Raw genomic sequence first — 24,739 nt, 5'->3', positions numbered from 1 at the left:
GGCGATGAACAGGAGTGAGGCCGATGGCCCGCAAGCAGCACACCCGCAACGCCTCGGGTCCGATGGGCCCCAGCCAGCGCCAGCTTCGCGCCGGCGAACTGATCCGCCACGCCCTGGTGGACATCCTGCGCGAGGAGGAAATCCACGACGAGGCGCTGGCCGGCGTGTCGATCACCGTGACCGAGGTGCGGATGAGCCCGGACCTGCGCCACGCCACCTGTTTCGTCGAGCCCCTGGGCGCCGGCGTGGACGCGGCCGAGACGACCGGCCACGAGAGCGAGATCATCAAGGCCCTGAACGCTCACGCCAAATTCCTGCGCGGGCGCCTGGGACCCAAGCTGGACATGAAGTTCACGCCGGACCTGAAGTTCCGCCACGACGAGAGCTTCGACACGGCCAGCCACATGGACCGCCTGTTCGCCGACCCCCGCGTCCGCGCCGACCTGGAGCGCGACGGGGACGACGATCAATGATCCTCCACCGCGCAGCGGGGGAGGGGGACCACGAAGTGGTGGAGGGGGCGACCGCCGCTCCGCAGTCGGTCCAACTCGCACGAATCCAATCGTCGAACGCCCGTGCGGCGTCCGCCCCCTCCACCACGCTGCGCGCGGTCCCCCTCCCCCGTGAAGCACGGGGGAGGATCTAGATGGCTCGGAAAAAGAAGGGCGACGTCGTCGACGGCTGGGTCTGCCTGGACAAGCCGTTCGAGATGGGATCGACCGAGGCGGTCAGCCGCATCCGCCGCCTGTTCAACGCCCAAAAGGCGGGGCACGCGGGCACCCTCGACCCCCTGGCCAGCGGCGTCCTGCCCATCGCGCTGGGCGAGGCGACCAAGACCGTGCCCTTCATGATGGAGGCGCGGAAGGTCTATCGCTTCACGATCAACTGGGGCGTCTCGACCGACAGCGTGGATCGCGAGGGCGAGATCGTCGCCCGCTCCGACGTGCGCCCGACGCCGGAGCAGGTGAGGGCGGCGCTGCCGGCCTTCGTCGGCGAGATCGACCAGGTTCCGCCGCGCTTCTCGGCCATCAAGGTGGACGGCCAGCGGGCCTACGACCTGGCCCGCGACGGGGAAGCCTTCGAACTGGCGGCCCGCCGGGTGACCATCCATTCGGCCGAGGTCAGCGCCGCGCCCGACGCCGACCATGTCGAACTGACCATCCTGACCGGCAAGGGCGTCTATGTCCGGTCCCTGGCGCGCGACCTGGCCCAGGCCCTGGGCGCGGAAGGCCATGTGTCGGACCTTCGTCGCGAGCGGGTGGGGCCTTTCAGCACGGAAAATGCGGTCACTCTGGATTCTCTGGAGGAAATGGTGCATAGGGGCGCCGCCTCGGAAGGCTTGCTTCCCGTCGCGACCGCCCTGGACGACATCCCGGAGCAGGCCGTGACGCCAGAAGACGCCTTCTCGCTTCGGCAGGGACGGCCGATCGTTCTGCTCCCCCGTCAGGTCGAAACCCTCAAGAGCCGCCTTTCGGGCGGGTCGCGAACGGTTTCCGCCTTTCAGGGCCAGACGCTGGTCGCCCTCTGTCAGTTGCGGGCCGGTCGCCTAGAACCCGACCGCGTTTTCAACCTCCAATGATGGAGCCTTACGATGTCGATTACTGCTGAACGCAAGCAGGAACTGATCGCCGACAACGCCCGCGGCACGGGCGACACCGGTTCGGCCGAAGTGCAGGTCGCGATCCTGTCGGAACGCATCGCCAACCTGACCGAGCACTTCAAGACCCACAAGAAGGACAACCACTCGCGCCGCGGCCTGCTCAAGATGGTCTCGCAGCGTCGTCGCCTTCTGGATCACCTGAACAAGGTCGACAGCGACCGCTATCAGGCGATCATCGCCAAGCTGGGCCTGCGCCGCTAAGACGGGGCGCGGGACGAGCGAAAGAACGCTTTCGAGGCGCGGGCGGTCACGTCCGCGCCTCGTTCCGTAACTAAAGCCTGCCCGCGCGCCGCGGGACTGACACGGCGCAGACGCGAGGGCCATGCCGGTCCTCATCGGGTCTTCCGCGATGGCGCGGCGGCCCATGGATCGAAGGACTGAACGCCCGACGCATCCGCCCCAATGATGGGACCCCGCGCGGAATACGCCGCCCGGGAGACGAAAGACGAGACATGTTCGACATCAAACGCAAGACGATCGAGTGGGCCGGACGCCCGCTGACCCTGGAGACGGGCCGCATCGCCCGCCAGGCCGACGGCGCCGTGCTGGCGACCTACGGCGAGACCGTGGTCCTGGCCACCGTCGTCTATGGCCGCGCGCCCAAGCCGGGCCTGGATTTCTTCCCCCTGACGGTCAACTACCAGGAAAAGACCTTCGCCGCCGGCAAGATCCCGGGCGGCTACTTCAAGCGTGAAGGCCGTCCGACCGAGAAGGAGACCCTGGTCTCCCGCCTGATCGACCGCCCGATCCGCCCGCTGTTCGTCAAGGGCTTCAAGAACGAGACCCAGGTCGTCGTCACCGTGCTGCAGCACGACCTGGAGAACGATCCGGACGTCGTCGGCATGGTCGCCGCCTCGGCCGCCCTGACCATCTCGGGCGTGCCCTTCATGGGCCCGATCGGCGCCGCGCGCGTCGGCGTGATCGACGGCGAGCTGGTGCTGAACCCGACCATCGACCAGATGCCGACCTCGGACCTGGACCTGGTGGTCGCCGGCACACAGGACGCCCTGATGATGGTCGAATCCGAAGCCAAGGAGCTGTCGGAAGACCTGATGCTGAAGGCGCTGATGTTCGCCCACGCCGGCATGCAGCCGGTGATCGACGCCATCGTCGACCTGGCCGAACACGCCGCCAAGGAGCCGTTCGACTTCCAGGCCGAGGATCACTCGGACGTGGTCGCCTCGATCAAGTCGCTGGTCGGCGAAGAGATCAAGACGGCCTACACCCACCCCGGCAAGTACGATCGTCGCTCGGGCGTCGACGCGGCCAAGAAGACCGCCGCCGCCGCCCTGGTGAAGACCGACGAGAACCCCGACGGCGTCGACGCCTCCAAGTTCTCGGCCGCCTTCAAGGAATGCGAGGCCGAGGTCCTGCGTCGCGACATCATCGAGAACAGCCACCGCGTCGACGGCCGCGCCCTGGACAAGGTCCGCGCCATCGTCTCGGAAGTCGGCGTCCTGCCGCGCACCCACGGTTCGGCCCTGTTCACCCGCGGCGAGACCCAGGCCCTGGTGGTCGCCACCCTGGGCACAGGCGAGGACGAGCAGTACATCGACAGCCTGACCGGCACCTACAAGGAATCCTTCCTGCTGCACTACAACTTCCCCCCCTATTCGGTGGGTGAAGCGGGCCGCATGGGTTCGCCCGGCCGTCGCGAGATCGGCCACGGCAAGCTGGCCTGGCGCGCGATCCGCCCGATGCTGCCGTCCAAGGAAGACTTCCCCTACACCATCCGCCTGGTGTCGGAGATCACCGAGTCGAACGGCTCGTCCTCGATGGCCACGGTGTGCGGATCGTCGCTGGCCCTGATGGACGCCGGCGTGCCGCTGGCCCGTCCGGTCTCGGGCATCGCCATGGGCCTGATCCTGGAGCCGTCGGGCGAGTTCGCCATCCTGTCGGACATCCTGGGCGACGAGGATCACCTGGGCGACATGGACTTCAAGGTCGCGGGCACCCGCGAAGGCATCACCTCGCTGCAGATGGACATCAAGGTCCCCGGCATCACCGAGGAGATCATGAAGCAGGCCATCGCCCAGGCCTCGGCCGGCCGCCTGCACATCCTGGACGAGATGGACAAGGCCATGGAGGCGCCGCGCGCCGAACTGGGCGAGTTCGCGCCCAAGATCGAATCCATCAAGATCGCGGTCGACAAGATCCGCGAAGTGATCGGTTCGGGCGGCAAGGTCATCCGCGAGATCGTGGAGAAGACCGGCGCCAAGATCGACATCGGCGACGACGGCACCATCAAGATCGCCGCCAACGAGCAGGAGAAGATCGAGGCCGCCAAGGCCTGGATCCAGTCCATCGCCTCGGAACCGGAAGTCGGGACCATCTACACCGGCAAGGTGGTGAAGGTCGTGGACTTCGGCGCCTTCGTGAACTTCTTCGGCGCCAAGGACGGCCTGGTCCACGTGTCCCAGATCGCCCTGGAACGCGTCGCCAATCCGGCCGACGTCCTGTCCGAAGGCCAGGAAGTGAAGGTCAAGTTCCTGGGCTTCGACGATCGCGGCAAGACCAAGCTGTCGATGAAGGTCGTCGATCAGGAAACCGGCGAGGACATCACCGACAAGATCAACGCCGAGCGCGCCGAGCGCGGCGAGGCCCCGCTGTCGGAAGACACCGGCGGTCGTCCGAAGCGTGAAGGCGGCGACCGGGGCGGCGATCGCGGCCGTCGCCGTCGCGACTGATCCGATCGGTTGATCTAGACTTGAGGGGCCCCGGCGGCGACGCCGGGGCCCTTCTCGTTTCCGGAGCGCCCGCATGGCCCGCCTGCCCGTCCGTCTCCAGCCCGGCGCCGCGCGCGAGGGGATCGACGGCTGGGATGTCGACGCCGACGGCCGGCCGGTGCTGAAGGTGCGGGTGCGCGCCCGCCCGGTGGAGGGCGAGGCCAACGCCGCCCTGGTCGCCCTGATCGCCCGGGTCCTGGGCGTGCCGCGTCGCGCCGTCGACCTGTCGCGGGGCGGCCAGTCGCGCCTGAAGATGCTGGAGATCGACGGGCTGGACGAGGCCCAGGTCCGCGCCCGGCTGGGCGGCGGCTGACGGCGCGCCGAAACCTTTTGACGGCCTCGGCCCCAGCGGCTTCTATGACCGCGTTCAGCGCGCCGCCTGTTCCGGCGCGTCAACGGGAAAAGGGGTATCGATGATCGGACATCGTCTGCGGGGCGCCAGCCTCGCGGTTCTCGCCTGCGCCGTGCTTGCGGCGTGTGCGACGACGGAGGGCGCGGACGGCGCCGATGCGGCGAACGCCAAGCCGCAGCGTGACCGGGCCCTGGCCCCGGGACTGGATTTCGCGGCCAATCCCGATCCCTTCCCCTCGACCTACCAGGGCCTGCCGCGCGAGAATTTCGCCATCGTCGGCGCCACGGTCCTGACCGGCACGGATCGCAGGATCGACAACGGCGTCGTCGTCGTGACCGACGGCAAGATCGCCGCCGTGGGCGACGCCTCCACCCCCGTTCCGGGCGGCTACAGGGTGATCGACGCGCGCGGCCGCTACGTCACCCCCGGCGTCATCGACGTGCACAGCCACCTGGGCGTCTATCCGTCCCCCGGCGTCATGGGCATGAGCGACGGCAACGAGGCGACCAGCCCGAACACCGCCCAGGTCTGGGCCGAACATTCGATCTGGCCCCAGGATCCCGGCTTCAACACCGCCCGCGCGGGCGGCGTGACGACGCTGCACATCCTGCCCGGCTCGGCCAACCTGTTCGGCGGGCGCGGCGTGACGGTCAGGAACGTGCCCTCCATCACCATGCAGGGCATGAAGATGCCGGGCGCTCCCTATTCGGTGAAGATGGCCTGCGGCGAGAATCCCTCGCGCGTCTATGGGTCGCGCAACCAGAGCCCGGCGACGGGCATGGGCAACGTCGCCGGCTACCGCGCCGCCTTCATCGCCGCGCGCGAATACAAGGCTAAGTGGGACAAGTGGCGCGAGGACGGCGAGGGCTCGCCCCCCACCCGCAACCTTCAAAACGAGACCCTGGCCGGCGTTCTGGACGGCTCCATCCTGGTCCAGAACCACTGCTACCGCGCCGACGAGATGGCCGTGATGATGGATATCGCCAAGGAGTTCGGCTACCGCATCACCACCTTCCACCACGCCACCGAGGCCTACAAGCTGGCGCCGCAACTGGCCCAGGCGGGCGTCTGCGCGGCCATGTGGACCGGCTGGTGGGGCTTCAAGATGGAGGCGCTGGACGCCATCGAGGAAAACGCCGCCCTGGTCGACGCGCAACAGGGCTCGTGCGCCGTCATCCACTCCGACGATCCGATCCTGACCCAGCGCCTGAACCAGGAGGCCGCCGCCGCCCTGTCGGCCGGTCGCCGCGCGGGGCTGAACATCTCGGAGGAACACGCCATCGGCTGGATCACCTCCAACGCCGCCAGGGCCATCGGCATCGCCGACCAGACCGGCTCGCTGGAGACCGGCAAGCGCGCCGACGTGGTGATCTGGAGCGCCGATCCGTTCTCCATTTACGCCCGCGCCGACCAGGTGTTCGTCGACGGCGCGCTCAGCTTCGACCGCATGGACCCCGCCTACCAGCCGACCAGCGATTTCGAGCTGGGCCAGCCGGGCTACGCCCTGACCGCCGCCAACGTCGCCGAAGGAGCCCGCTGATGCGCCTCTCGCACCTGATCGCCGGCGCCGTGGCGGCGCTGGCTGTTTCCGCTCCCGCCTTGGCGCAGGAGACGGTGGCCATCGTCGGCGGCCGCGTCCTGACCGGAACCTCGGTGATCGAGAACGGCACCGTCGTCATCCGCGACGGCAGGATCGCCTCGGTCGGAACCGGCGGCGCGCCCGCCGGCGCCCGCGTCATCGACGCGGCGGGCAAGGTCGTGGCCCCCGGCTTCGTCGCCGTGGATTCCGGCCTGGGCGGCTCGGAAGTCAGCTCGGTGCGCGGCACGAACGAGCTGCGCAACGCCTCCAACAGCCTGTCGGCGGCCTTCGACGTGTCCTACGGGCTCGATCCCTGGTCCTTCACCTTGCCGGTTGCCCGGCTAGGCGGCGTGACCCGCGCGGTGGTCGTGCCGCAGCACCCCGGCTCGTCGGGCGGCCACTACCATGAGGACGAGACCGCCGGCGTCGGCGACGGCGGCCTGCACGAGCCTGGCCTGTTCGCGGGCCAGGCGGCGATCATCCACCTCGGCCCCAACCTTCAGGCGGGGGGCCAGGACATCCTGGTCAAGCCGCGCGTGGCCATGGTCGCCCCCTTCGGCGAGGCCGGGGCCGGCGTCGCGGGCGGCGCGCGCGGGGCCGAGTTCGTCCTGTTCAAGGAGACGTTGGCCGAGGTGCGCCTCTACGCCCGCAACAGGTCGGCCTATGAGCGGGCGGGCTTGCGTGACCTGATGCTGTCGCGCGCCGACCTGGAGGCGCTGATCCCGGTCGCCGAAGGCTCCATGCCGCTGATCGTCACCGTCAGCCGCGCCTCGGACATCCTGCAGGTGCTGCGCCTGGCGCGCGAGGAGGGCGTCAAGGTCATCCTGGACGGCGCCGAGGAAGGCTGGCTGGTCGCCGACCAGATCGCGGCGGCCGGCGTGCCGGTGCTGCTGAACCCGACCGACAACCTGCCCAACGACTTCGAGATGCGGGCGGCGCGGATGGAGAATGCGGCGGCGCTGAACGCGGCGGGCGTGGTCATCGCCATCAAGGGCAACGAGGGTTCGACCCACCGCGCCCGCGAGGCCCGCTACAACGCCGGCAACGCCGTCTCGCACGGCCTGCCCTATGACGCGGCCATCGCCGCCCTGACGGTCAATCCGGCCCGCATTTTCGGCATGGCGGGCCAGTTCGGCCAGATCGCCCCGGGGGCCGCCGGCGACGTGGTGGTCTGGTCCGGCGATCCGCTGGAGCCGCTCAGCCAGCCGTCGGCGGTCTTCGTCGGCGGGGTGGAGCAGCCGCTGGAAAGCCGTCCGCTTCTGCTGCGCGACCGCTACCGCCAGCAGACGCCGATGCCGCCGGCCTATCGGAACTGACGCCGGCCATCGAAACGGCGAAGGGGCGGGACCGACGATTCCGCCCCTTTTGTTTCGCCCGGCCTCAGGCCTTGAGCTTGGCGGCGAACAGCGCGGTCAGGCGCGACCACCCGTCCTTGGCGTCCGCCTCGGCGTAGCTGGCGCGATAGTCGGCGTGAAAGCCGTGCGGGGCGTCGTCGTACACCACGATCTCGCTGCCCGTCTGGCCGGCGCGGGCCAGGGCCTGGCGCATCCGTTCGACGCTGGCCAGCGGTATGCCCTGGTCGCGGCCGCCGTAGAGGCCCAGCACCGGCGCCTTCAGGTCGGCGGCCAGGTCGACCGGCCACGGCTGGCCCGACGAGACCTGCTCCGGCGTCGCGTCGGCGGCGGGCGCCAGGCGGCCGTACCAGGCCACGCCCGCGTCGATGACGGCGAACCGCGCACAGGCCTGCCAGACGACCTTGCCGCCCCAGCAGAAGCCGGTGATCCCGACCTTGTCCGCATTGGCCCACAGCTGCTGGCTGGCCCAGTCCAGCGTCGCCGAGATGTCGCCCATCACCTGGTCGTAGCCGGCCGCCGAGACGATCTGCATGATCCGCTGCATGTCCGACAGGGGCGCCGGATCCTCGACCCGCACGAAGAAGGCGGGGGCGATGGCGGCGTAGCCCTGCTTGGCCAGGCGGCGGCAGACGTCGCGGATGTAGTCGTGCACGCCGAAGATCTCGGAGACCACGACCACGACCGGAAAGGGCCCGTCGCCCTCGGGCCGGGCGACATAGGCCGGCAGGTCGAAGCCGTCGGGCGCCGGATAGCTCACGGTCTCGGTCGTCAGGCCCGCGTCGTCGGTCGTGACCGGCTCGGCCTCCTTGGCCAGGGCGGCCACGGCGTAGCCCGAGAACATCAGCCCGCCCAGGGCGCCCACGGCGCGACGGCTCAGTTTCATGTCGTCGGGGGTCTGGCCTTCGGGTCGGATCAGGACGGTCATGGTCGGCTCCGGTCTTGGGGGAAGGGGCGACAGTGGTCCGGCCGCGCCGCCCCGTCCAGTCACGAAAGGGCGCGCCTTACAGCAGGTCGCGCAGCCAGGCGACCAGCGGATCGTCGGCGGGCGGCATCGGATAGTCGGCCAGCTTCTCGGGCCGCACCCAGGCCAGGGCCGAATGTTCGCGCGCCACGACCGTCCCCTCCCACCGACGACACAGATAGAGGGGCATCAGCAGGTGAAAGTCGTCATAGGCGTGGCTGGCGAAGACGAAGGGCGACAGGCACGAGGCGGACACCTCGATCCCCAGCTCCTCGCGCAGTTCCCGGATCAGCGCGGCTTCCGGCCGTTCGCCGGGCTCGACCTTGCCGCCGGGAAACTCCCACAGGCCGGCCAGTTGCTTGCCCTCGGGCCGCTTGGCGATCAGCACCCGCCCGTCCACGTCGATCAGGGCCACGGCGACCACCAGGACGGTGCGAAGGGACGGGTCGGCGGTCATGAAGGGTCTCCGGAGGCGGCCGCCTCTCCTTAAGCGCGACGACGACGCTCGGAAAGCGGCGCCGGCTTGGCTATGAGAGGCCATGACCCGCATCGCCGTCCTGACCCCCGATCCCGCCGACCCGTCCTACAGCGGCCAATGGCCGGGCGTGCTGGAGCGGCTGACCCGAGCGCTGACCCAGGCCGACGTCCAGGCCGAGCCGACCCCGTGGACCCAGCACGTGGAGGACGCCTCGGGCCTTGAGGCCTATCCGCTGATCCTGCCGGTTCTGGTCTGGGGCTACCACCGGGCGCACCCCCTTTGGCTGAGGGCCTGCGAGACCTGGCGCGCGGCCGATCTGCCGCTGGCCAATCCCGCCTCGGTGCTGGGCTGGAACTCGGACAAGCGATACCTGGCGCGGCTGGCCGAGCGCGGGGTTCCCCTGCCCGCGACCCGCTGGGTCGAGCGCGCCACCCCCGAGGTCGTGGCCGACGCCTTCGCCCGGACGGGCGCCGAACAGCTCGTGGTCAAGCCGACCGTCTCGGGCGGGGCGTGGAAGACGCTGCGTTTGTCGCCCGGCCAGGCGATGACCGACCCGCCGACCGGGGCGGCGATGATCCAGCCCTATCTGCCGTCCATCCAGACCGAGGGCGAGACCTCGCTGCTGTTCTTCGGCGGCCGGTTCAGCCACGCCGTCAACAAGCGGCCCGTCGGCGGCGACTTCCGCATCCAGGTTCAGTTCGGCGGCCAGTATGCGCCCGTCCAGCCGGACGCCGACGCCCTGGCGCTGGCCGACCGCGTCCTGGCCGCCATCGACGAGCCGCTGCTGTACGCGCGCGTCGACATGGCGCGCGACGGCGACGCGTGGAAGCTGATGGAGGCCGAGCTGATCGAGCCGGACTTCTACCTGGGCCACGACCCGGCCGCCGGCGCGGGCTTCGCCCGGGCGGTGCGCGAACGGCTGGACGCCTAGCGGTCCGGCGACGCCAGCGCCTTCAGGGCCGCTTCGGCCGCGCGCTGGCCCTCCATCCAGGCCCCGTGGGCGGTTCCGTAATAGGCCGGGGCCGTCGCCTCGCCGGCCAGGAACAGACGATCCTCGACCGCCTGGCGCAGCCGGGCGCGGTCGCCGGCCCGGCCCGGCAGGGCGTGCGAATAGGCCCCGCGCGAAAACGGATCGGCGCCCCAGCGGCTCACCGCGACCGCCTCCAGCCGCTTTCGCATGTCCGAACCCAGGGCCGCGACCAGTTCCGATAAGGCGAAGTCGAAGGCCGCGTCGGGACCTTCCGCTTCCAGCCCCCAGGCCAGGTCGGCGCCGAAATAGGCCTCGATCATCGGCCGGCCGAAGGGGCGCAGATGATAGCCCCCGGTCTGGGCGGTGTCGCTGCGGGTCCACAGCTGGCCGTCGGCGGGAAAGTCCTCGGCGCCCGCGACCGTCATGTGGACCTTGGAGGCCAGGCCCAGCGGCACGCCCGCAGCCGCGTCCAGCCAGGCGGCGACCGGCGGGTCGATGCGCACGGCCTCGGCGGCGATCAGGCTGTTGGGCACGGTCAGGATGGCGGCGTCCGCCGTCACGACGCCCCGCCCGGTCTCCAGCCGCAAGGTCGGGCCGGAACGATCGATGCGCCGCACCGGGCAGGCCGTGGCGATCCGTCCGGCGACGGGCCGCGCCAGTTCGGCGATCAGCCGGCCGTACCCCTGGCGCACCCGCCAGTTGACCCCCGTGTCGCCATAGGCGTCGTAGTCCAGCGTCGAGACCTGGGCGAAGCGTGCGCCGTTCAGGGCGCCGGAGATGGCGTCCATGCGCGCGTTCCAGCGGCTGTCGGGGTCGAACAGGTCGGCGGCGGGCCGGTCCTCGCCGCGGGTCGCCGCCTGATGGACGCGATCCTCGAAGGCGGCGAAGTCGGCGCGGAAATCCGCCTGCTCGGCCGGCGTCATCTCGTGGTTGAAGGCCTGGCGCTCCCACGGCGGCGGGGTCTTGTCCAGCGTCAGCCCCTCGGCCTCGACCTGCGCGGCCAGGACGTTGTCGTCGGCCGAGTGCAGCCAGCCGCATCCCATGTCCAGGCCCTCGCCGTGGAAGGGCTGGGTCCACGCCCGTCCGCCGATCCGCTCGCGGGCCTCCAGCACCAGAACGGACCGTCCGGCCCCGTCCAGCCGCCCGGCCGCCGCGATTCCGGCGGCGCCCGCGCCCACCACCGCGACGTCGACATGCGAGGGCAGGGAAGGGGCGTTCGAGACGGTCATGCGTGGCAGATAACACGCCGAAACGTCTCGTGTTCACGGCGCCGCACAATGATCTCTTGATTTTTGGACGGCCGCGTCCATTTTAGCCGCCGCTTCAAAAGGTCGCACCCTTCTTCCTCCCCCGGATCGCCCGCATGTCTCCTGAACTCCGCAAGCGCCTGCCGCTGTTCGTCGCCGCCGTGGTCGGCCTGCTGCTGATCGTCGGCGGCGTGGTCTGGTGGATCGACGGCCAGCGCTACGAGAAGACCGACAACGCCTTCGTCCAGGCCGACACCACTAATGTCGCGCCCCAGCTGTCGGGCCGCGTGGTCGAGGTGCTGGTCAGCGACAACCAGACCGTCCAGGCCGGCCAGCCCCTGGTCCGGCTGGACGACGCCGATCAGCGCGCCGAACTGGCCGAGGCCCAGGCGAACCTTCAGGCCGCGCTCGCCGCCGTCGGCAACGTCGACGCCCAGTCCGAGCAGGAACGGGCCGCCATCGACGCGCGCGCCGCCGCGGTGACCCAGGCCCGCGCCCAGGCCGACCTGGCCGACGCCGAGGTCGAACGCTACGGCAAGCTGGCCGCCCAGGGCTGGGTGTCCCAGCAACGCATCCAGACCCAGCAGGCCCAGGCCGAGACCGCCCGCGCCAGCGTCGCCCAGGCCCACGCCGCCTGGGTGGCCGAGCAGCGCGCGGTCGGCGTCCTGGGCTCGACCCGCGAACAGAGCGTCGCCGCCGTCGAACAGGCCCGCGCCCGCCTGGACCAGGCCAAGGTCGCCCTGGACCGCACCGTCATCCGCGCGCCGGTCGCCGGCGTGGTCGGCGCCCGCAGCGTGCGCGTGGGCCAGTACGTCAACGCCGGCGCCCAGCTGCTGTCGGTGGTGCCCATGCGCGACGCCTATGTCGTGGCCAACTTCAAGGAGACGCAGCTGGACAAGATGCGGATCGGCCAGGACGTGGAGATCACCGCCGACGCCTTCCCCGGCCGCAAGATCCACGGCCGCATCGCCAGCTTCGCCCCCGCCACCGGCTCCGAATTCGCCCTGATCCCGGTGGAGAACGCCACCGGCAACTTCACCAAGATCACCCAGCGCGTGCCCGTCCGCATCGCCGTGGCGCGCAACGACGGCGGGCTGGTCCTGCGCCCCGGCCTGTCGCTGGAAGTGCGCGTGGACCTCAAGAGCCAGGGCGGCCAGAGCTTCGCCGAAGCCTCCGGCGCGCAGACCGCCTCGACGGAGGCCGTGTCCCGGTGACGGCCGCCGAACCCGCCGCGCCCGGCTCCGGGTCGCCCCCGGCGGCCCGCCCGACCGGCGCGGGCCCGGTCGCGGGCCATCCCGAGATCAGCTGGACCATGCTGCTGCTCGGCTTCGCCGGCATGGTGGTGGGCCAGTTCATGGCCATTCTGGACATCCAGATCGTCGCCGCCTCCCTGCCGCAGATCCAGGCCGGGGTCGGCGCCTCGGCCGACGAGATCAGCTGGATCCAGACCGCCTATCTGATCCCCGAGGTGGTGATGATCCCGCTGTCGGGCTTCCTGTCGCGGCTGTGGGGAACGCAGCGTCTGTTCCTGGCTTCGTGCGCCGGCTTCGTGCTGATGAGCGTGGCGACCGGCCTGTCGAATTCGATCGACACCATGATCCTGTTCCGCGCCATCCAGGGCTTCGTCGGCGGGGCCATGATCCCCACCGTCTTCGCCGTGGCCTTCACCGCCTTTCCGCCCGAGCGGCGCGTGACGGCCAGCGTGGTCATGGGCCTGATCGTGACCCTTGCGCCGACCGTGGGCCCGACCCTGGGCGGCCACCTGACCGAGTGGCTGAGCTGGCGCTGGCTGTTCTTCATCAACGTCGGACCCGGCCTTCTGGTGATGTTCCTGGTCGGCCGCTACGGCGCCTTCGACCGGGGCGACGCATCGCTGGCCAAGGGCTTCGACTGGTGGGGGCTGGGGCTGATGGCCGCCTTCCTGATGTCGATGCAGTTCGTGCTGGAGGAGGGGGCCAAGAACGACTGGTTCGACGACACCCATATCCTGCTGCTGACGGTGGTGGCGGCGATCGCCGGGCCGTTCTTCATCTGGCGGTCGCTGAGCTATCGACAGCCGATCGTCGAGCTGCGCGCCTTCGCCAACCGCAACTTCCTGGTCGGCTTCGTCATGACCTTCATCGTCGGCTTCGCCCTGTTCGGCGGCACCTTCCTCTTGCCGCTGTTCCTGGGGCGGGTGCGGGAATATTCCTCGGCCGAGGTGGGCACGACCATGGTCGTCTCGGGCCTGGCCATGTTCGCCACGGGTCCGTTCGCCGGACGGCTGGTGCGGCTGCTGGACGCGCGGGTGTTGATGTTCTGCGGCTTCATGATGTGCGCCTGGGGCATGTGGGAGGCCCACACGGTCACCGAGGACTGGGGCTTCTGGCAGTTCGCCTCGGTCCAGGCCTTCCGCGGCGTCGGCGTCATGCTGGCCATGATCGCCTCCCAGCAGGTGACCATGTCCACCCTGCCGCCGCACATGGTCAAGAACGCCTCGGGCCTGGTGAACCTGGCGCGCAACGTCGGCGGCGCCTTCGGCCTGGCCATATTGAACACCAGCCTGACGACCAATACGGCCCTGCACATGGCCGAACTGACCAGTTCCATCGACCAGTCCAGCCAGGGCATGCGCCAGATGATGGCGGGCATGACCCAGCGCTTCGCCGAGTCCATCGACCCGGCCGGGGCGGCGATGAAGGCGCTGTACGGCATCCTGACCCGCCAGGCGACCACCCTGGCCTTCGGCGACGCCTTCGCCCTGCTGGGGATCATGTGCGCCGGCGCGGCCTTCATCACCCTGTTGTCGCGTCCGGTCCGCGCGCCCGCCGGCGCCCCGCCCTCGGACGCCCACTGATGGCCCGCCCCGTCGACGAGAAGAAGAGCGAGGCCATCCTGGACGCCGCGGCCGCCCTGTTCGCCGACAAGGGGCTGCAGGCCCGGATGGAGGAGATCGCCCAGCTGGCGGGGGTGTCCAAGCAGACCGTCTATAACCGCTTCGCCTCCAAGCTCGAGATCGCCGAGGCGCTGGCCAAGAAGCGGGTCGAGGACGTCACCGCGCCGTTGAAGGTCGACGGGCCGCCCGAGGCGGTGCTGGAGGCGCTGGCCTTCACCCTGCTGAACAGGGTGTGCGCCGCCGACAAGGTCGGCTCGATGCGCGGCGTCGCCCTGGTCTCGGTCGAGGCGCCCGAGATCGCGCGCGCCATCTACGCCGCCGGCCCGCGCCGCAGCCTGGAGGCGCTCTCGGCCTGGCTGGCGGAACAGACGCGTCAGGGCCGGCTGAACGTCCCCGATCCGGACGAGGCGGCCGAGATGTTCTCGGGCCTGGTCCTGGGCCACGGCCACCTGCGCGCCATGCTGGACGTGCCGCAGCTGGCGCCCGAGCGCCGCGCCGCCCGCGCCCGGGAGGCCGCCCGCGTCTTCGCCGCCGCCTATGCGCCCCGTCGCGCCTGACGGTTTCGCCGCCGTCGCCGCCGCGCTACTGAGGACCCTGCTCCGTAGCCTGAAGGTCCGCCCATGCTGATCCATCTGTCGTCCTGGCCCGAGATCGACGCCCGCCTGAACGCCGGCCAGCCGCTGTCCAGGACGGTGGTGGTCCCGATCGGCTCCAACGAGCAGCACGGCCCGACCGGCCTGCTGGGCACCGACTGGCTGTGCCCGGAGATCATCGCCCACGCCGCCGAGCAGGCGGACGAGACGCTGACCGTCGCCCCGACTTTCAACATCGGCATGGCCCAGCATCACCTGGCCTTCGCCGGCACCATTTCCCTGCGGCCGTCCACCTTCATGGCGGCGATCACCGACTGGGTGTCGTCGCTGAGCCGCCACGGCTTCGAGCGGATCTATTTCCTGAACGGCCACGGCGGCAACGTCGCCACCATCGAGGCGACCTTCTCCGAGATCTACGCCGAATGGAGCTTCGTCGAGGAACAGCCGCCGTTCGTTCTGAAGCTGAGGAACTGGTGGGACCTTCCGGGCGTCCACGGCCTGTGCAGTTCGATCTTCCCGACCGGGCACGGATCGCACGCCACCCCGTCCGAGATCGCCGTGACCCAGGCGGCCTATCCCGACCGGATCAAGACGGCCGATTATTCGCCGAGAATCGCGCCGAACGGGCCGATCCGCGACGCCCTGGACTATCGCGCCCGCTTTCCGGACGGGCGCATCGGCTCCGACCCCGCCCAGGCCAGCCCGGAGAAGGGCCAGCGCATCATCGATGCGGCGGTCCCGGCCCTGCTGAAGGACGTCGCCGACTTCGCCGGGGAGGTCCGGCCCTGAGCCGGCGTCGCTCGCCCGCCCGGGTCCAGGCCGAACTCCTGGCCGCTTCGGCCCAGGTCATCGCCGCGCGCACGACCATCCTGGCCGACGGCCTGGCCGATCCGCTGTCCGCGGACCTGGCGGAAATCTCGCTGATGGGGGCCGAAAAGGCCGAAGCCCTGGCCGCCTCGGCCGGGGCGCTGGCCGGGCACGCCGGCGCGGCGGGCGGTCGATTGGCCGAGGCGGCCCTGGCCGAGGGCCGTCACGCCGCCCGCGCCGCCGCCGACGTCCTGGCCGCGGCCACGCCCGCCGAGGCCGCCCGGGCCCAGATGCGCTACGCCCTGGGCTGGTGGGGCCGCGCCGGGGCCCAGTGGCTGGCCCTGGGGGCGGACCTGGAACGCGCGCAGTCCGCCGCCGTCGCCCCCATCCACGCCGCCGCCACCGCCAACGCCCGGCGCCTGGGCAAGCGTTGAGCCCTTTCCTCCGCGCCTTCGGGCGCCTAGATGAGCCGGCTTGAAAGGCCCCCTCATGCAAAAGACCCCCGTCACCGTCCTGACCGGCTATCTCGGCGCCGGCAAGACGACGCTGCTGAACCGCATCCTCACCGAGGACCACGGCAAGCGCTACGCCGTCATCGTCAACGAGTTCGGCGAGATCGGCATCGACAACGACCTGGTGGTCGGCGCCGACGAGGACGTGTTCGAGATGAACAACGGCTGCGTCTGCTGCACCGTGCGCGGCGACCTGATCCGCGTGGTCTCAGGGCTGATGAAGCGCCAGCGCCCTGGCAAGCCGGCCTTCGACGCCATCATCGTCGAGACCACGGGTCTCGCCGATCCCGGCCCGGTGGCCCAGACCTTCTTCGTCGACGAGGACGTCAAGGCCAAGACCCAGCTGGACAGCGTCACCGCCCTGGTCGACGCCAAGCACGTCATGGCCCGGCTGGATGATTCCAAGGAGGCGCGCGAGCAGGTCGCCTTCGCCGACCGCATCATCCTGAACAAGGTCGACCTGGCTTCGGCCGAGGACCTGGACGCCGTCGAGGCCCGCCTGCGCGCCCTGAACCCGCTGGCCCCCATCGTGCGGGCCGAACGGTCCAACGTGCCGCTGGACCAGGTGCTGGGCGTGCACGCCTTCGACCTGGACCGCATCCTGGAGGTCAAGCCGGACTGGGTGAATCCGCCCCACGGCGCCGACGGCCACGTCCACGACGAACACTGCGGCCACGACCACGATCACCACGACCACGATCACGCCCACCACAATCACGGTCATGACCACGCTCACGGCCCGCGCGGTCACGCTCATCAGGACGACGTCAAGGGCGTCGCCCTGTCGCTGGACCGGCCGATCGACGGCCAGAAGTTCACCGCCTGGCTGGACCGGCTGCTGGGCGAGCAGGGCCAGAACATCCTGCGCGCCAAGGGCATCATCGACGTGAAGGGCGAGGACCGTCGCCTGGTGTTCCAGGCCGTGCACATGATCCTGGAAGGCGACCTTCAGCGTGAATGGGGCGCCGCCGAGCGCCGCTGGAGCCGAGCCGTCTTCATCGGCCGCGATCTGGACGAGGCCGAGCTGCGCCGCGGCTTCGAGGCCTGCGCGGCCTGATCGGACCATCGGCGGTCGGGTCGCACCGTCGCGCTTGACGCGGCGATCACGGTCGCTTCTCCTGCGCGCGCTGTTCAGGAGAATCCCATGAAGCGTCAGTTGATGGCCGCCGCCGCGGTCTGCGCCCTCGCCTTCGGCGCCGGGTGCGCGACCACCGAGACCGCCGCCGAGGCCCCCGTCGAGGCTCCCGTCGAGACCGCCGCCGCCTCCGCCCTGCCGGACTATCCGATCACGGCCGACGGGGCGACGCGCTTCATCGCCGACGCCGAGGCCAAATACGCCGAGGTCAGCGAATACGTCGCCCGCATCCAGTGGGCGCGCGCCACCAACATCACCTTCGACACCATGTGGCTGGAGGCCAAGGCCAACGCCGAGGCGACCGAGCTGCAGGTCCAGTTCGCCAACCAGGCGGCCAGGTTCAACGACGTCGAGGTCGATCCGGTGGTGCGGCGCAAGCTGAACCTGCTGCGCCTGGGGCTGGTCCTGCCGGCGCCGAACCGGCCCGGCGCGGCCGAGGAGCTGGCGCAGCTGACCACGCGGCTGGATTCCACCTATTCGACCGGCAAGTTCGACTTCAAGGGTCGTCAGATCACCCTGGACGAGGCCTCCCTGATCCTGGCCGACAGCCGCGATCCGGCCGAGACCAAGGCGCTGTACGAGGGCTGGCGCACCGTCTCGCCGGTGATGAAGGCCGACTACGCCCGCATGGTCGAGATCGCCAACGAGGGCGCGCGCGAGCTGGGCTTCGCCGACACGGGCGCCCTGTGGCGTTCGGGCTACGACATGCCCGCCGACGACTTCGCCGCCGAGACCGACCGGCTGTGGGACCAGGTCAAGCCGTTCTACGAGAACCTGCACTGCTACGTCCGGGCGCGGCTGAACGCCAAATACGGCGACGCGGTCCAGCCGGACCACGGGCCGATCCGCGCCGACCTGCTGGGCAACATGTGGTCCCAGCAGTGGGGCAACATCTACGACGTGGTGGCGCCGACGACCGGCGGGGCGTCCAGCTACGACCTGACCGAACTGCTGAAGGCGGCCGACTACGACCCCGTGAAGATGGTCAAGACGGGCGAGGGCTTCTACACCTCGCTGGGCCTGGAAGCCCTGCCGCAGACCTTCTGGGAGCGGTCGATGATCACCCGGCCGCGCGACCGCGAGGTCGTCTGCCACGCCTCGGCCTGGGACCTGGACAACGCCGACGACATCCGCATCAAGATGTGCACCAACGTCAACGGCGACGACTTCTACACCGTGCACCACGAGCTGGGGCACAACTACTATCAGCGCGCCTACAAGAACCAGCCGATGCTGTTCCGCAACGGCGCCAACGACGGCTTCCACGAGGCCATCGGCGACTTCGTCGGCCTGTCGGCCCTGACGCCGACCTATCTGAACCAGATCGGCCTGCTGCAGACCACGCCGGGCGCCGAGGAAGACATTCCCTTCCTCCTGAAGATGGCGCTGGACAAGATCGCCTTCCTGCCGTTCGGCCTGATGGTGGATCGCTGGCGCTGGGACGTCTTTTCGGGCGCGACCACGCCGGACCAGTACAACGCCGCCTGGAGCGCGGACATGCTGAAGTATCAGGGGCTGGTCCCGCCGGGGCCGCGCCCGGCCGACGCCTTCGACCCCGGCGCCAAGTACCACGTGCCCGGAAACACCCCCTACACCCGCTACTTCCTGGCCCACATCTATCAGTTCCAGTTCCACCGCGCGGCCTGCAAGCAGGCGGGTTGGACCGGGCCGCTGCACCGCTGTTCGATCTATGGAAACACCGAGGTCGGCCAGCGCTTCAACGCCATGCTGGAGATGGGCCAGTCGCGGCCCTGGCCCGAGGCGATGCAGGCCTTCACCGGCGAGACGACCAACGACGCCTCGGCGGTCGCCGACTATTTCGCGCCTCTGAACGCTTGGCTGACCCAGCAGAACCGCGGCCATCAGTGCGGCTGGTCCGATACCTAACGGCGATTAACCGTCACGGTTGGGCCTTCCCTTAACCGCGCGGCGCCAGACTGTCGTCATGCCGGGCGGATCGCGCCCGACGGGGATCGACGATCTTGACGGTTCTGAACGCGCTTTCCGGGGCTCTGGCCCGCCTGTCGTCCGTGGCCGCCCGGCTGCGCGGCGACCGGCGGGGCAATGTCGCCATCCTGTTCGCCCTGGCCCTGCCGACGCTGGTCATGGTGGTGCTGGGCGGCATCGACATCCAGCGGGTGACGACGGTGCGCGCCAACCTTCAGGACGCCCTGGACGCCGCCACCCTGGCGGCGGCGCGCTCGCCCTATGTCGAGGACGAAGACCTGACCGAGGTCGGGCTGAACGTGCTCAAGGCCAATATGCAGGGCTTTCCGGGCGTCACGATCGACGACTCGGCCATTCAGTTCAAGCTGGAGAACGGCGAGATCGTGGTGGCCAACGCCACGGTCGATGTGAAGACCCTGGTCGCCAACATCGTCCTGCCGCCCTATGGCAAGATCCTGGACGACACCCTGCCGGTCGGCGCCCACTCCGAGGTCAACCGCTCGACCAAGGACGTGGAGGTGGCCCTGGTGCTCGACATCACCGGCTCGATGTCCGGATCGCGCATCCGCGACCTCAAGACGGCCGCCAACGACCTGGTCGACATCGTGGTCCAGGACGAGGCCCGCCAGGCCGTGACGCGCACCCGGATCGCCCTGGTGCCGTATTCGATGGGCGTGAACGCCGGCGACTACGCCGCCGCCGTGCGCGGCGAGATCCGCGGCCGGACCAACATCGACGCGGCGGACTGGGGCACGGGATCGACGAAATCGGTCAGCGGCGTGACCAAGGGCTCCCAGACCACGGTCAAGGCCAACGGCCACGGCTTTCAGAACAACGACTACGTCTGGCTGACGGGCGTCTCCAGTTCCGGCAGCGGCTCCAGCTTGGCTTCGCGCCTCAACAACAAGGCCTACCGGGTCCAGCGCGTCGACGCCAACAACGTGCGGCTGCAGACGTGGAACGGGTCTTCGTGGGTCGAATACAGCACCTCGGGATACACCAACTATTCGTCGGGCGGCACGCTGCGGAAATGCCTGGTCTCGACCTGCGAAGTGGTGGCGACCTCTCCAAACCACGGCCTGCAGACGGGCGAGGATATCCGCATCGACGACGTGCGCGGTCTGACGGTCCTGAACAGCGACGACCGTTCGGCCACACGGCTGGACAAGGACACCTTCGTCGTCAACGGCCTGCTGCCCAACACCGTGGGCTCCCAGACCTACAGCAGCGCCAGCACCGACTACGTCCAGTGCCTGGAGCTGGGCTGCCAGTTCTACAAATTCTCCAACTACTACGGCTCGACGCGCATCCAAGAGGTCTCCGACTGCGTCAGCGAGCGCATCGGGACGGGCATGTACACCGAAGCCGCCCCCGGCTCGGCGCCCGTCGGCCTGGCCTATCCGTCGTCGGACAACCGCTGCCTGGGCTCCACCATCCTGCCGCTCACCTACAAGAAGGACGAGCTGAAGTCCCAGATCAACGGCTACTCGGCCGTGGGATCGACCGCCGGCCAGATCGGGGTCGAATGGGGCTGGTACATGATCTCGCCCGTGTTCGGCGCCATCTTCCCCAGCGACAACCGGCCCGATCCCTATGATGCGCAGAAGCGGCTGAAGGTCGTGATCCTGATGACGGACGGGGAGTTCAACACCCCCTACTGCAACGGCGTGGTGGCCGGCGCCGTGTCGGGCAGCGGCGACGTCAACCAACACATCGGCTGTTCGCAGTACACGGGGGCCAACCTGCAGAACCAGCCCGTCGGCCAGTACAGCAATCCGTTCGCCCGCTCGGTGGAGATGTGCAAGCAGATGAAGGCGGCGGGCGTGATCGTCTATACCGTCGGCTTCGACATCAACACCGGCACCGGCGGCGCCGGCGTGGACACCGCCAAGGAGGTGATGCAGCAGTGCGCCACCAACAGCGACCACGTCTATCTGCCCGAGAACGGCGCCTCGCTGAAATCGGCGTTCGGCGCCATCGGCCGCAGCATCAGCCAGCTGCGCATCACCCGCTGAGGTCGCGCCTCCGCCCGCTCGGTCAGAGCAGGCGGATCTCGCGCAGGCGTTCGGTCAGATAGTCCTCGGCCAGGATGGTCTTGCCCGCATAGCGGTCGGGATTGTCCGGCGTGATCGCGCTGGGCAGGGTCTCGATCGGGAAGTCGGGGTTGAAGTGCAGGAAGAAGGGCGTCGAATAGCGCGCGAAGCCGCGCCGTTCGGGCGCCGGATTGACCACCCGGTGCGTCGTCGACGGCAGGACGTGGTTGGTCAGCCGCTGCAGCATGTCGCCGATGTTCACCACCAGGGCCCCGGGAGGCGGGGCGATGTCCAGCCAGCTGCCGTCCTTCTCCTTCAGCTGCAGGCCGGCCTCCTCGGCCCCCAGCAGCAGGGTGATGACGTTGATGTCCTCGTGCGCGCCGGCGCGCACGCCCGGCGCGTCGGCCGGAACCGGCGGATAATGCAGCATCCGCAGCACGCTGTTGCCCAGTTCGACCTTGTCGTCGAAATAGCCGTCGTCCAGCTTCAGATACCGCGCGATGGCCCGCAGGATCTTGCGGCCCAGGGCGTCCAGGTCTTCGAACATGCCATACAGGTGCTGGCGAAAGCCCTCGATCTCGGTCGGCCAGACGTTGTCGCGCATATACTGGCGATAGGGGTGGCCTTCGGGCAGTTCGCGGCCGACGTGCCAGAATTCCTTGAGGTCGACCGTCGCGGCGCCCTTGGCCGCCTCCACGCCAAAGGGCGTCAGGCCGCGCGCGCCGCCCGTGCCCGGCTGGTGGTAGCGGCGCTTGACGTCTTCCGGCAGGGCGAAAAAGGCCTTGGCGTCGTCGAGGGCGGCGGTGATCCGCGCCTCGTCCAGCCCATGGTCGGCGACGACCGCGAAGCCGTAGCGGGCGAACGAGGCGCCCAGCTGGTCGCTGAAGGCCTGGAAGTCGGTGTCATACAGACCCATCGACACGGGTTGGACGCCCCGGGGGGCGGTGTCGGAATGGGCGGTCGGGGTCGGGCTCACGGCGGCGTCCTCGGTGTCAGAAGCGGGGGCGTTCATAGCCCTATTCCGCGACCATGTCAGTTCGGCGGCGCGTTCAGGAACGGTACAGCTTGGAACCTGCACCATAAGCGCACGTTTTCGCGCCAGACCGCATACAAGGAAGGACATCATCCATGCGCGCCAAGATCATCGTCGCCGGCGTTTCCATCGCCGCCCTGCTGGGCGCCGCCGCCTGCACCACGACCGACCCCTATCGCTCGGGGCCGGTGCGCAACAACACCGGCACCGGCGCCATCGCCGGGGCGCTGGGCGGCGCCGTCCTGGGCTATCTGACGAACACCTCGAACGGCGAACAAGGCCGCAAGAACGCCCTGATCGGCGCCGGCATCGGCGCCCTGGGCGGCGCGGCCGTCGGCCAGTACATGGATCGTCAGCAACGCGCCATGGAGGCCGAGCTGTCGGGCAGCGGCGTCGGCGTCGCGCGCCAGGGCGACAATCTGGTGCTGCGCATGCCGTCGGACGTCACCTTCGCCACCAACCAGTCGTCGATCGATCCCCGCTTCCTGCCCGTGCTGGATGACGTGGCCCGCGTGCTGCAGGAGTACGACCGTTCGACCATCGACATCATCGGCCACACCGATTCGTCGGGCGGCGACGCCATCAACCAGCCGCTGTCCGAACGCCGCGCCAGCAGCGTCGCGTCCGAACTGGTCCGTCGCGGCGTCCTGGCCGAACGCCTCTATGTCGCCGGCAACAGCTCGCGCAACCCGGTCGCCTCCAATGCGACGCCGGAAGGCAAGGCGCAGAACCGTCGCGTCGAAATCCTGATCCGCCCGTTCACGGGCTGATCCATCTGGAACGCCGGATCGGAGGGCGGCGCCGCGCGGCGCCGCCCTTTTTCGTGCGCGCTCCTGCGGCGGCGCTTGCCGGGATTCGGCGAACGTGGTCCTCTGGCCGGGTAGGGGAGCCATCCGCGTGGACGCTGAGGACGAAGGCCTGTTCGAGGGGTTGAAGCTGGCGGCGGTCGCCGTGGCCTGCGCCCTCTTGACCGCCGCGGCGGTCATCGGCGCGGGCCAGACGATCCTGTCGCGCCAGCCTTCCGCCTCGCACGACGGCGCGGCGCCGTCGTCAATGCTGGTGCGCGCCAGCCGCTAGGCGGCGCCCCTCCTCAGACCGCACTCCGCCAAAAGAAAAACCGCCGCCCCCGAAAGGAGGCGGCGGTTCAATCGTCACATCGACCACTTCGTTTTCCGCCGGGTCGCGGTTCCTTTCGGGACCGCGACCCGTGATGCGGTTTTAGAAGTTGATGTCGATGGTGGCGCGACGGTTGAGCGGCTCACGCACGCCGTCGGCCGTGGCCTTGGCCAGCTGGGTCTCGCCCTTGCCGTCCAGGGCGATCACGCCGCCGTTGACGCCTTGAGCCACGAGGGCGTCGGCGACGGTGCGGGCGCGTCGGTTGGACAGGCCGATGTTATAGGCGGCCGAGCCGGAGGTGTCGGCGTGGCCGACGACCAGGACGCGGGTCGGACGGCCCGACTTGGCGTAGTTGGCGGCCTGGGTGACGACGGAGCGGGCTTCGGCGGTGAGGTCGGAGCGATCCCAGTCGAAATAGACCACGAACTGACGCGCCTGCGGGGTCGCCGGAGGCGGCGGCGGGGGCGGCGGCGGCGGGGGAGGCGGCGGCGGGGGCGGAGGCGGCGGCGGCGGGGGAGGCGGAGCCTCTTCGGCGCCGAAGCTGTAGCGCAGGCCCAGGGTCACGGTGTGCGACTGGTCGTAGTCGCCGTCGAACACTCCGTAATCCGTGCCGGACGAGAACGACTTGAACTCCGCGTCGCCCGTCAGATAGCGGTAGGTCAGGTCGACGTTGGCGCGGTCGCTGATAGCCCACGCCAGACCGGCGATGGCTTGCGCGGCGAAGTTCATGTTGCTGTCGTCGATCGACAACTGCTCTCCGGTCCCGGCCAGGATGCCGCGAGCTTGGGTGTCGACGTAGTTCACGCCAGCGCCCAGGCCCACAAACGGACGGATGCCCCAGTCGGACGAGCCGATGTCGTAGATGACATTGAACATGGCGGTCGTCGCGGCGATGTCGCCGGACGCGTCGTAGGACGCCAGGCCGCCCGTGGCCGGGCTGCTGTCGGTCAGCTCCGTCTTGCGGTAACCGCCTTCCAGTTCGACGCGCCAGTTCGGGTTGAACCGGTAGCCCAGGCGAGCAAAAGCCGCCCAGCCATCGTCCGTTTCCAACTTGATGTTGTCGGCGGTGGTGGCCGATTCGATGTTGACGTCGTCCAGAGTGGTCCAGCCGGCGTCGATAGCGCCGTACCAACCGTTCGGCTCAGCCGAAGCAGCGCCGGCGGACAGCGCCAGGGCGGCCGCTGCGCTGGAGGCCAAAACCAAAGTCTTCATACGCATAAGGGGAAGCCCTCCGCTTTTCAGGATTGTGCGGCGGAAACGACCGCCTGATTGCGCTCATAACAGCACCGCTGCCACAGGTCGAGGCGAAAACAGGCCGGCGAGGGCCTCATTCGTCGAGCGTGGCGTTGATGCTACACGG

The 24,739-nt window shown here is 69.7% G+C and carries 23 protein-coding genes; 18 read left to right on the top strand and 5 right to left on the bottom strand.

From position 1 onward, the window contains the following. Window positions 1-23 precede the first annotated feature (23 nt). The 7 genes from rbfA (at window position 24) to M8231_RS13580 (ending at window position 7,633) form a co-directional block, all read left to right on the top strand. Window positions 24-473: a 30S ribosome-binding factor RbfA gene (rbfA, locus tag M8231_RS13610; protein WP_249749510.1), complete on the top strand. Its 450-nt coding sequence runs from the start codon at window positions 24-26 to the stop codon at window positions 471-473. A gap of 173 nt (window positions 474-646) precedes the next feature. Next, a complete protein-coding gene (gene truB / locus M8231_RS13605; protein WP_250201711.1) occupies window positions 647-1,579 on the top strand; it encodes a tRNA pseudouridine(55) synthase TruB in 933 nt (310 codons plus the stop codon). Between the two features lie 12 nt (window positions 1,580-1,591). Then, window positions 1,592-1,861 (top strand): 30S ribosomal protein S15, encoded by a 270-nt coding sequence (gene rpsO / locus M8231_RS13600; protein ID WP_249749512.1) that lies wholly within the window; start codon window positions 1,592-1,594, stop codon window positions 1,859-1,861. A gap of 251 nt (window positions 1,862-2,112) precedes the next feature. Further along, entirely contained in the window at window positions 2,113-4,347 is a 2,235-nt protein-coding gene (pnp, locus tag M8231_RS13595) for a polyribonucleotide nucleotidyltransferase (protein WP_250201710.1), read from the top strand. A 73-nt stretch (window positions 4,348-4,420) separates the two neighbouring features. Beyond that, a complete protein-coding gene (locus M8231_RS13590) occupies window positions 4,421-4,699 on the top strand; it encodes a DUF167 domain-containing protein (protein WP_249749513.1) in 279 nt (92 codons plus the stop codon). A gap of 100 nt (window positions 4,700-4,799) precedes the next feature. Beyond that, window positions 4,800-6,278, top strand: a complete 1,479-nt coding sequence (locus M8231_RS13585; protein ID WP_250201709.1) for an amidohydrolase — start codon at window positions 4,800-4,802, stop codon at window positions 6,276-6,278. Next, window positions 6,278-7,633, top strand: a complete 1,356-nt coding sequence (locus M8231_RS13580) for an amidohydrolase family protein (RefSeq protein WP_249749514.1) — start codon at window positions 6,278-6,280, stop codon at window positions 7,631-7,633. Before M8231_RS13585 ends, M8231_RS13580 begins: the two co-directional genes overlap by 1 nt. 64 nt (window positions 7,634-7,697) lie before the next feature. Here M8231_RS13580 and M8231_RS13575 read toward each other — a convergent pair whose 3' ends face one another. Both M8231_RS13575 and M8231_RS13570 read right to left on the bottom strand, forming a co-directional pair. Further along, complete coding sequence (locus M8231_RS13575) at window positions 7,698-8,597, bottom strand: dienelactone hydrolase family protein (protein WP_249749515.1); 900 nt, start codon at window positions 8,595-8,597, stop codon at window positions 7,698-7,700. A 76-nt stretch (window positions 8,598-8,673) separates the two neighbouring features. Next, window positions 8,674-9,090, bottom strand: a complete 417-nt coding sequence (locus tag M8231_RS13570; protein WP_249749516.1) for a (deoxy)nucleoside triphosphate pyrophosphohydrolase — start codon at window positions 9,088-9,090, stop codon at window positions 8,674-8,676. A gap of 82 nt (window positions 9,091-9,172) precedes the next feature. On the opposite strand from M8231_RS13570, the gene M8231_RS13565 reads away from it, so the two are divergent. Next, window positions 9,173-10,042 carry an ATP-grasp domain-containing protein gene (locus M8231_RS13565; protein ID WP_249749517.1) on the top strand — a complete coding sequence of 290 codons (870 nt, stop codon included), beginning with the start codon at window positions 9,173-9,175 and terminating at the stop codon, window positions 10,040-10,042. On the opposite strand, the gene M8231_RS13560 is transcribed toward M8231_RS13565, so the two are convergent. Beyond that, window positions 10,039-11,310, bottom strand: coding sequence for a flavin monoamine oxidase family protein (locus M8231_RS13560; protein ID WP_249749518.1), 1,272 nt, complete (start codon window positions 11,308-11,310; stop codon window positions 10,039-10,041). The genes M8231_RS13565 and M8231_RS13560 overlap by 4 nt on opposite strands. A 134-nt stretch (window positions 11,311-11,444) precedes the next feature. Between M8231_RS13560 and M8231_RS13555 the strand changes: the two genes are divergently transcribed. The 8 genes from M8231_RS13555 (at window position 11,445) to M8231_RS13520 (ending at window position 21,212) form a co-directional block, all read left to right on the top strand. Further along, on the top strand, window positions 11,445-12,542 hold the full coding sequence (locus M8231_RS13555) for an HlyD family secretion protein (protein ID WP_249749519.1): 1,098 nt from the start codon (window positions 11,445-11,447) through the stop codon (window positions 12,540-12,542). Further along, complete coding sequence (locus M8231_RS13550; RefSeq protein ID WP_430641135.1) at window positions 12,539-14,164, top strand: DHA2 family efflux MFS transporter permease subunit; 1,626 nt, start codon at window positions 12,539-12,541, stop codon at window positions 14,162-14,164. The genes M8231_RS13555 and M8231_RS13550 overlap by 4 nt, the downstream gene beginning before the upstream one ends. Beyond that, a complete protein-coding gene (locus M8231_RS13545; RefSeq protein ID WP_250201708.1) occupies window positions 14,164-14,760 on the top strand; it encodes a TetR/AcrR family transcriptional regulator C-terminal domain-containing protein in 597 nt (198 codons plus the stop codon). Before M8231_RS13550 ends, M8231_RS13545 begins: the two co-directional genes overlap by 1 nt. A gap of 63 nt (window positions 14,761-14,823) precedes the next feature. Then, complete coding sequence (locus M8231_RS13540) at window positions 14,824-15,585, top strand: creatininase family protein (RefSeq protein ID WP_249749521.1); 762 nt, start codon at window positions 14,824-14,826, stop codon at window positions 15,583-15,585. Window positions 15,586-15,719: 134 nt separating this feature from the next. Further along, window positions 15,720-16,037, top strand: a complete 318-nt coding sequence (locus M8231_RS16945; RefSeq protein WP_283843590.1) for a phasin — start codon at window positions 15,720-15,722, stop codon at window positions 16,035-16,037. Window positions 16,038-16,092: 55 nt separating this feature from the next. Continuing rightward, entirely contained in the window at window positions 16,093-17,172 is a 1,080-nt protein-coding gene (locus M8231_RS13530) for a CobW family GTP-binding protein (RefSeq protein ID WP_250201707.1), read from the top strand. An 87-nt stretch (window positions 17,173-17,259) separates the two neighbouring features. Then, window positions 17,260-19,137: a M2 family metallopeptidase gene (locus M8231_RS13525; RefSeq protein WP_249749522.1), complete on the top strand. Its 1,878-nt coding sequence runs from the start codon at window positions 17,260-17,262 to the stop codon at window positions 19,135-19,137. Window positions 19,138-19,232: 95 nt separating this feature from the next. After that, window positions 19,233-21,212 carry a TadE/TadG family type IV pilus assembly protein gene (locus M8231_RS13520; RefSeq protein ID WP_249749523.1) on the top strand — a complete coding sequence of 660 codons (1,980 nt, stop codon included), beginning with the start codon at window positions 19,233-19,235 and terminating at the stop codon, window positions 21,210-21,212. Between the two features lie 22 nt (window positions 21,213-21,234). Here M8231_RS13520 and M8231_RS13515 read toward each other — a convergent pair whose 3' ends face one another. Beyond that, window positions 21,235-22,146 carry an isopenicillin N synthase family dioxygenase gene (locus tag M8231_RS13515; RefSeq protein ID WP_250202620.1) on the bottom strand — a complete coding sequence of 304 codons (912 nt, stop codon included), beginning with the start codon at window positions 22,144-22,146 and terminating at the stop codon, window positions 21,235-21,237. A gap of 212 nt (window positions 22,147-22,358) precedes the next feature. Between M8231_RS13515 and M8231_RS13510 the strand changes: the two genes are divergently transcribed. Both M8231_RS13510 and M8231_RS13505 read left to right on the top strand, forming a co-directional pair. Further along, window positions 22,359-23,033, top strand: coding sequence for a YiaD family glycine zipper/OmpA-like lipoprotein (locus tag M8231_RS13510; protein WP_249749524.1), 675 nt, complete (start codon window positions 22,359-22,361; stop codon window positions 23,031-23,033). A gap of 127 nt (window positions 23,034-23,160) precedes the next feature. Further along, window positions 23,161-23,340, top strand: coding sequence for a hypothetical protein (locus M8231_RS13505; protein WP_249749525.1), 180 nt, complete (start codon window positions 23,161-23,163; stop codon window positions 23,338-23,340). A 141-nt stretch (window positions 23,341-23,481) separates the two neighbouring features. Here M8231_RS13505 and M8231_RS13500 read toward each other — a convergent pair whose 3' ends face one another. Beyond that, window positions 23,482-24,591 carry an OmpA family protein gene (locus tag M8231_RS13500; RefSeq protein ID WP_250201706.1) on the bottom strand — a complete coding sequence of 370 codons (1,110 nt, stop codon included), beginning with the start codon at window positions 24,589-24,591 and terminating at the stop codon, window positions 23,482-23,484. Between the last annotated feature and the right edge of the window lie 148 nt (window positions 24,592-24,739).

It is taken from the genome of Brevundimonas albigilva (assembly GCF_023573565.1).
In the GTDB taxonomy this organism is placed as follows: Bacteria; Pseudomonadota; Alphaproteobacteria; order Caulobacterales; family Caulobacteraceae; genus Brevundimonas; species Brevundimonas albigilva.
This window is presented reverse-complemented; position numbering and strand designations above follow the sequence as displayed.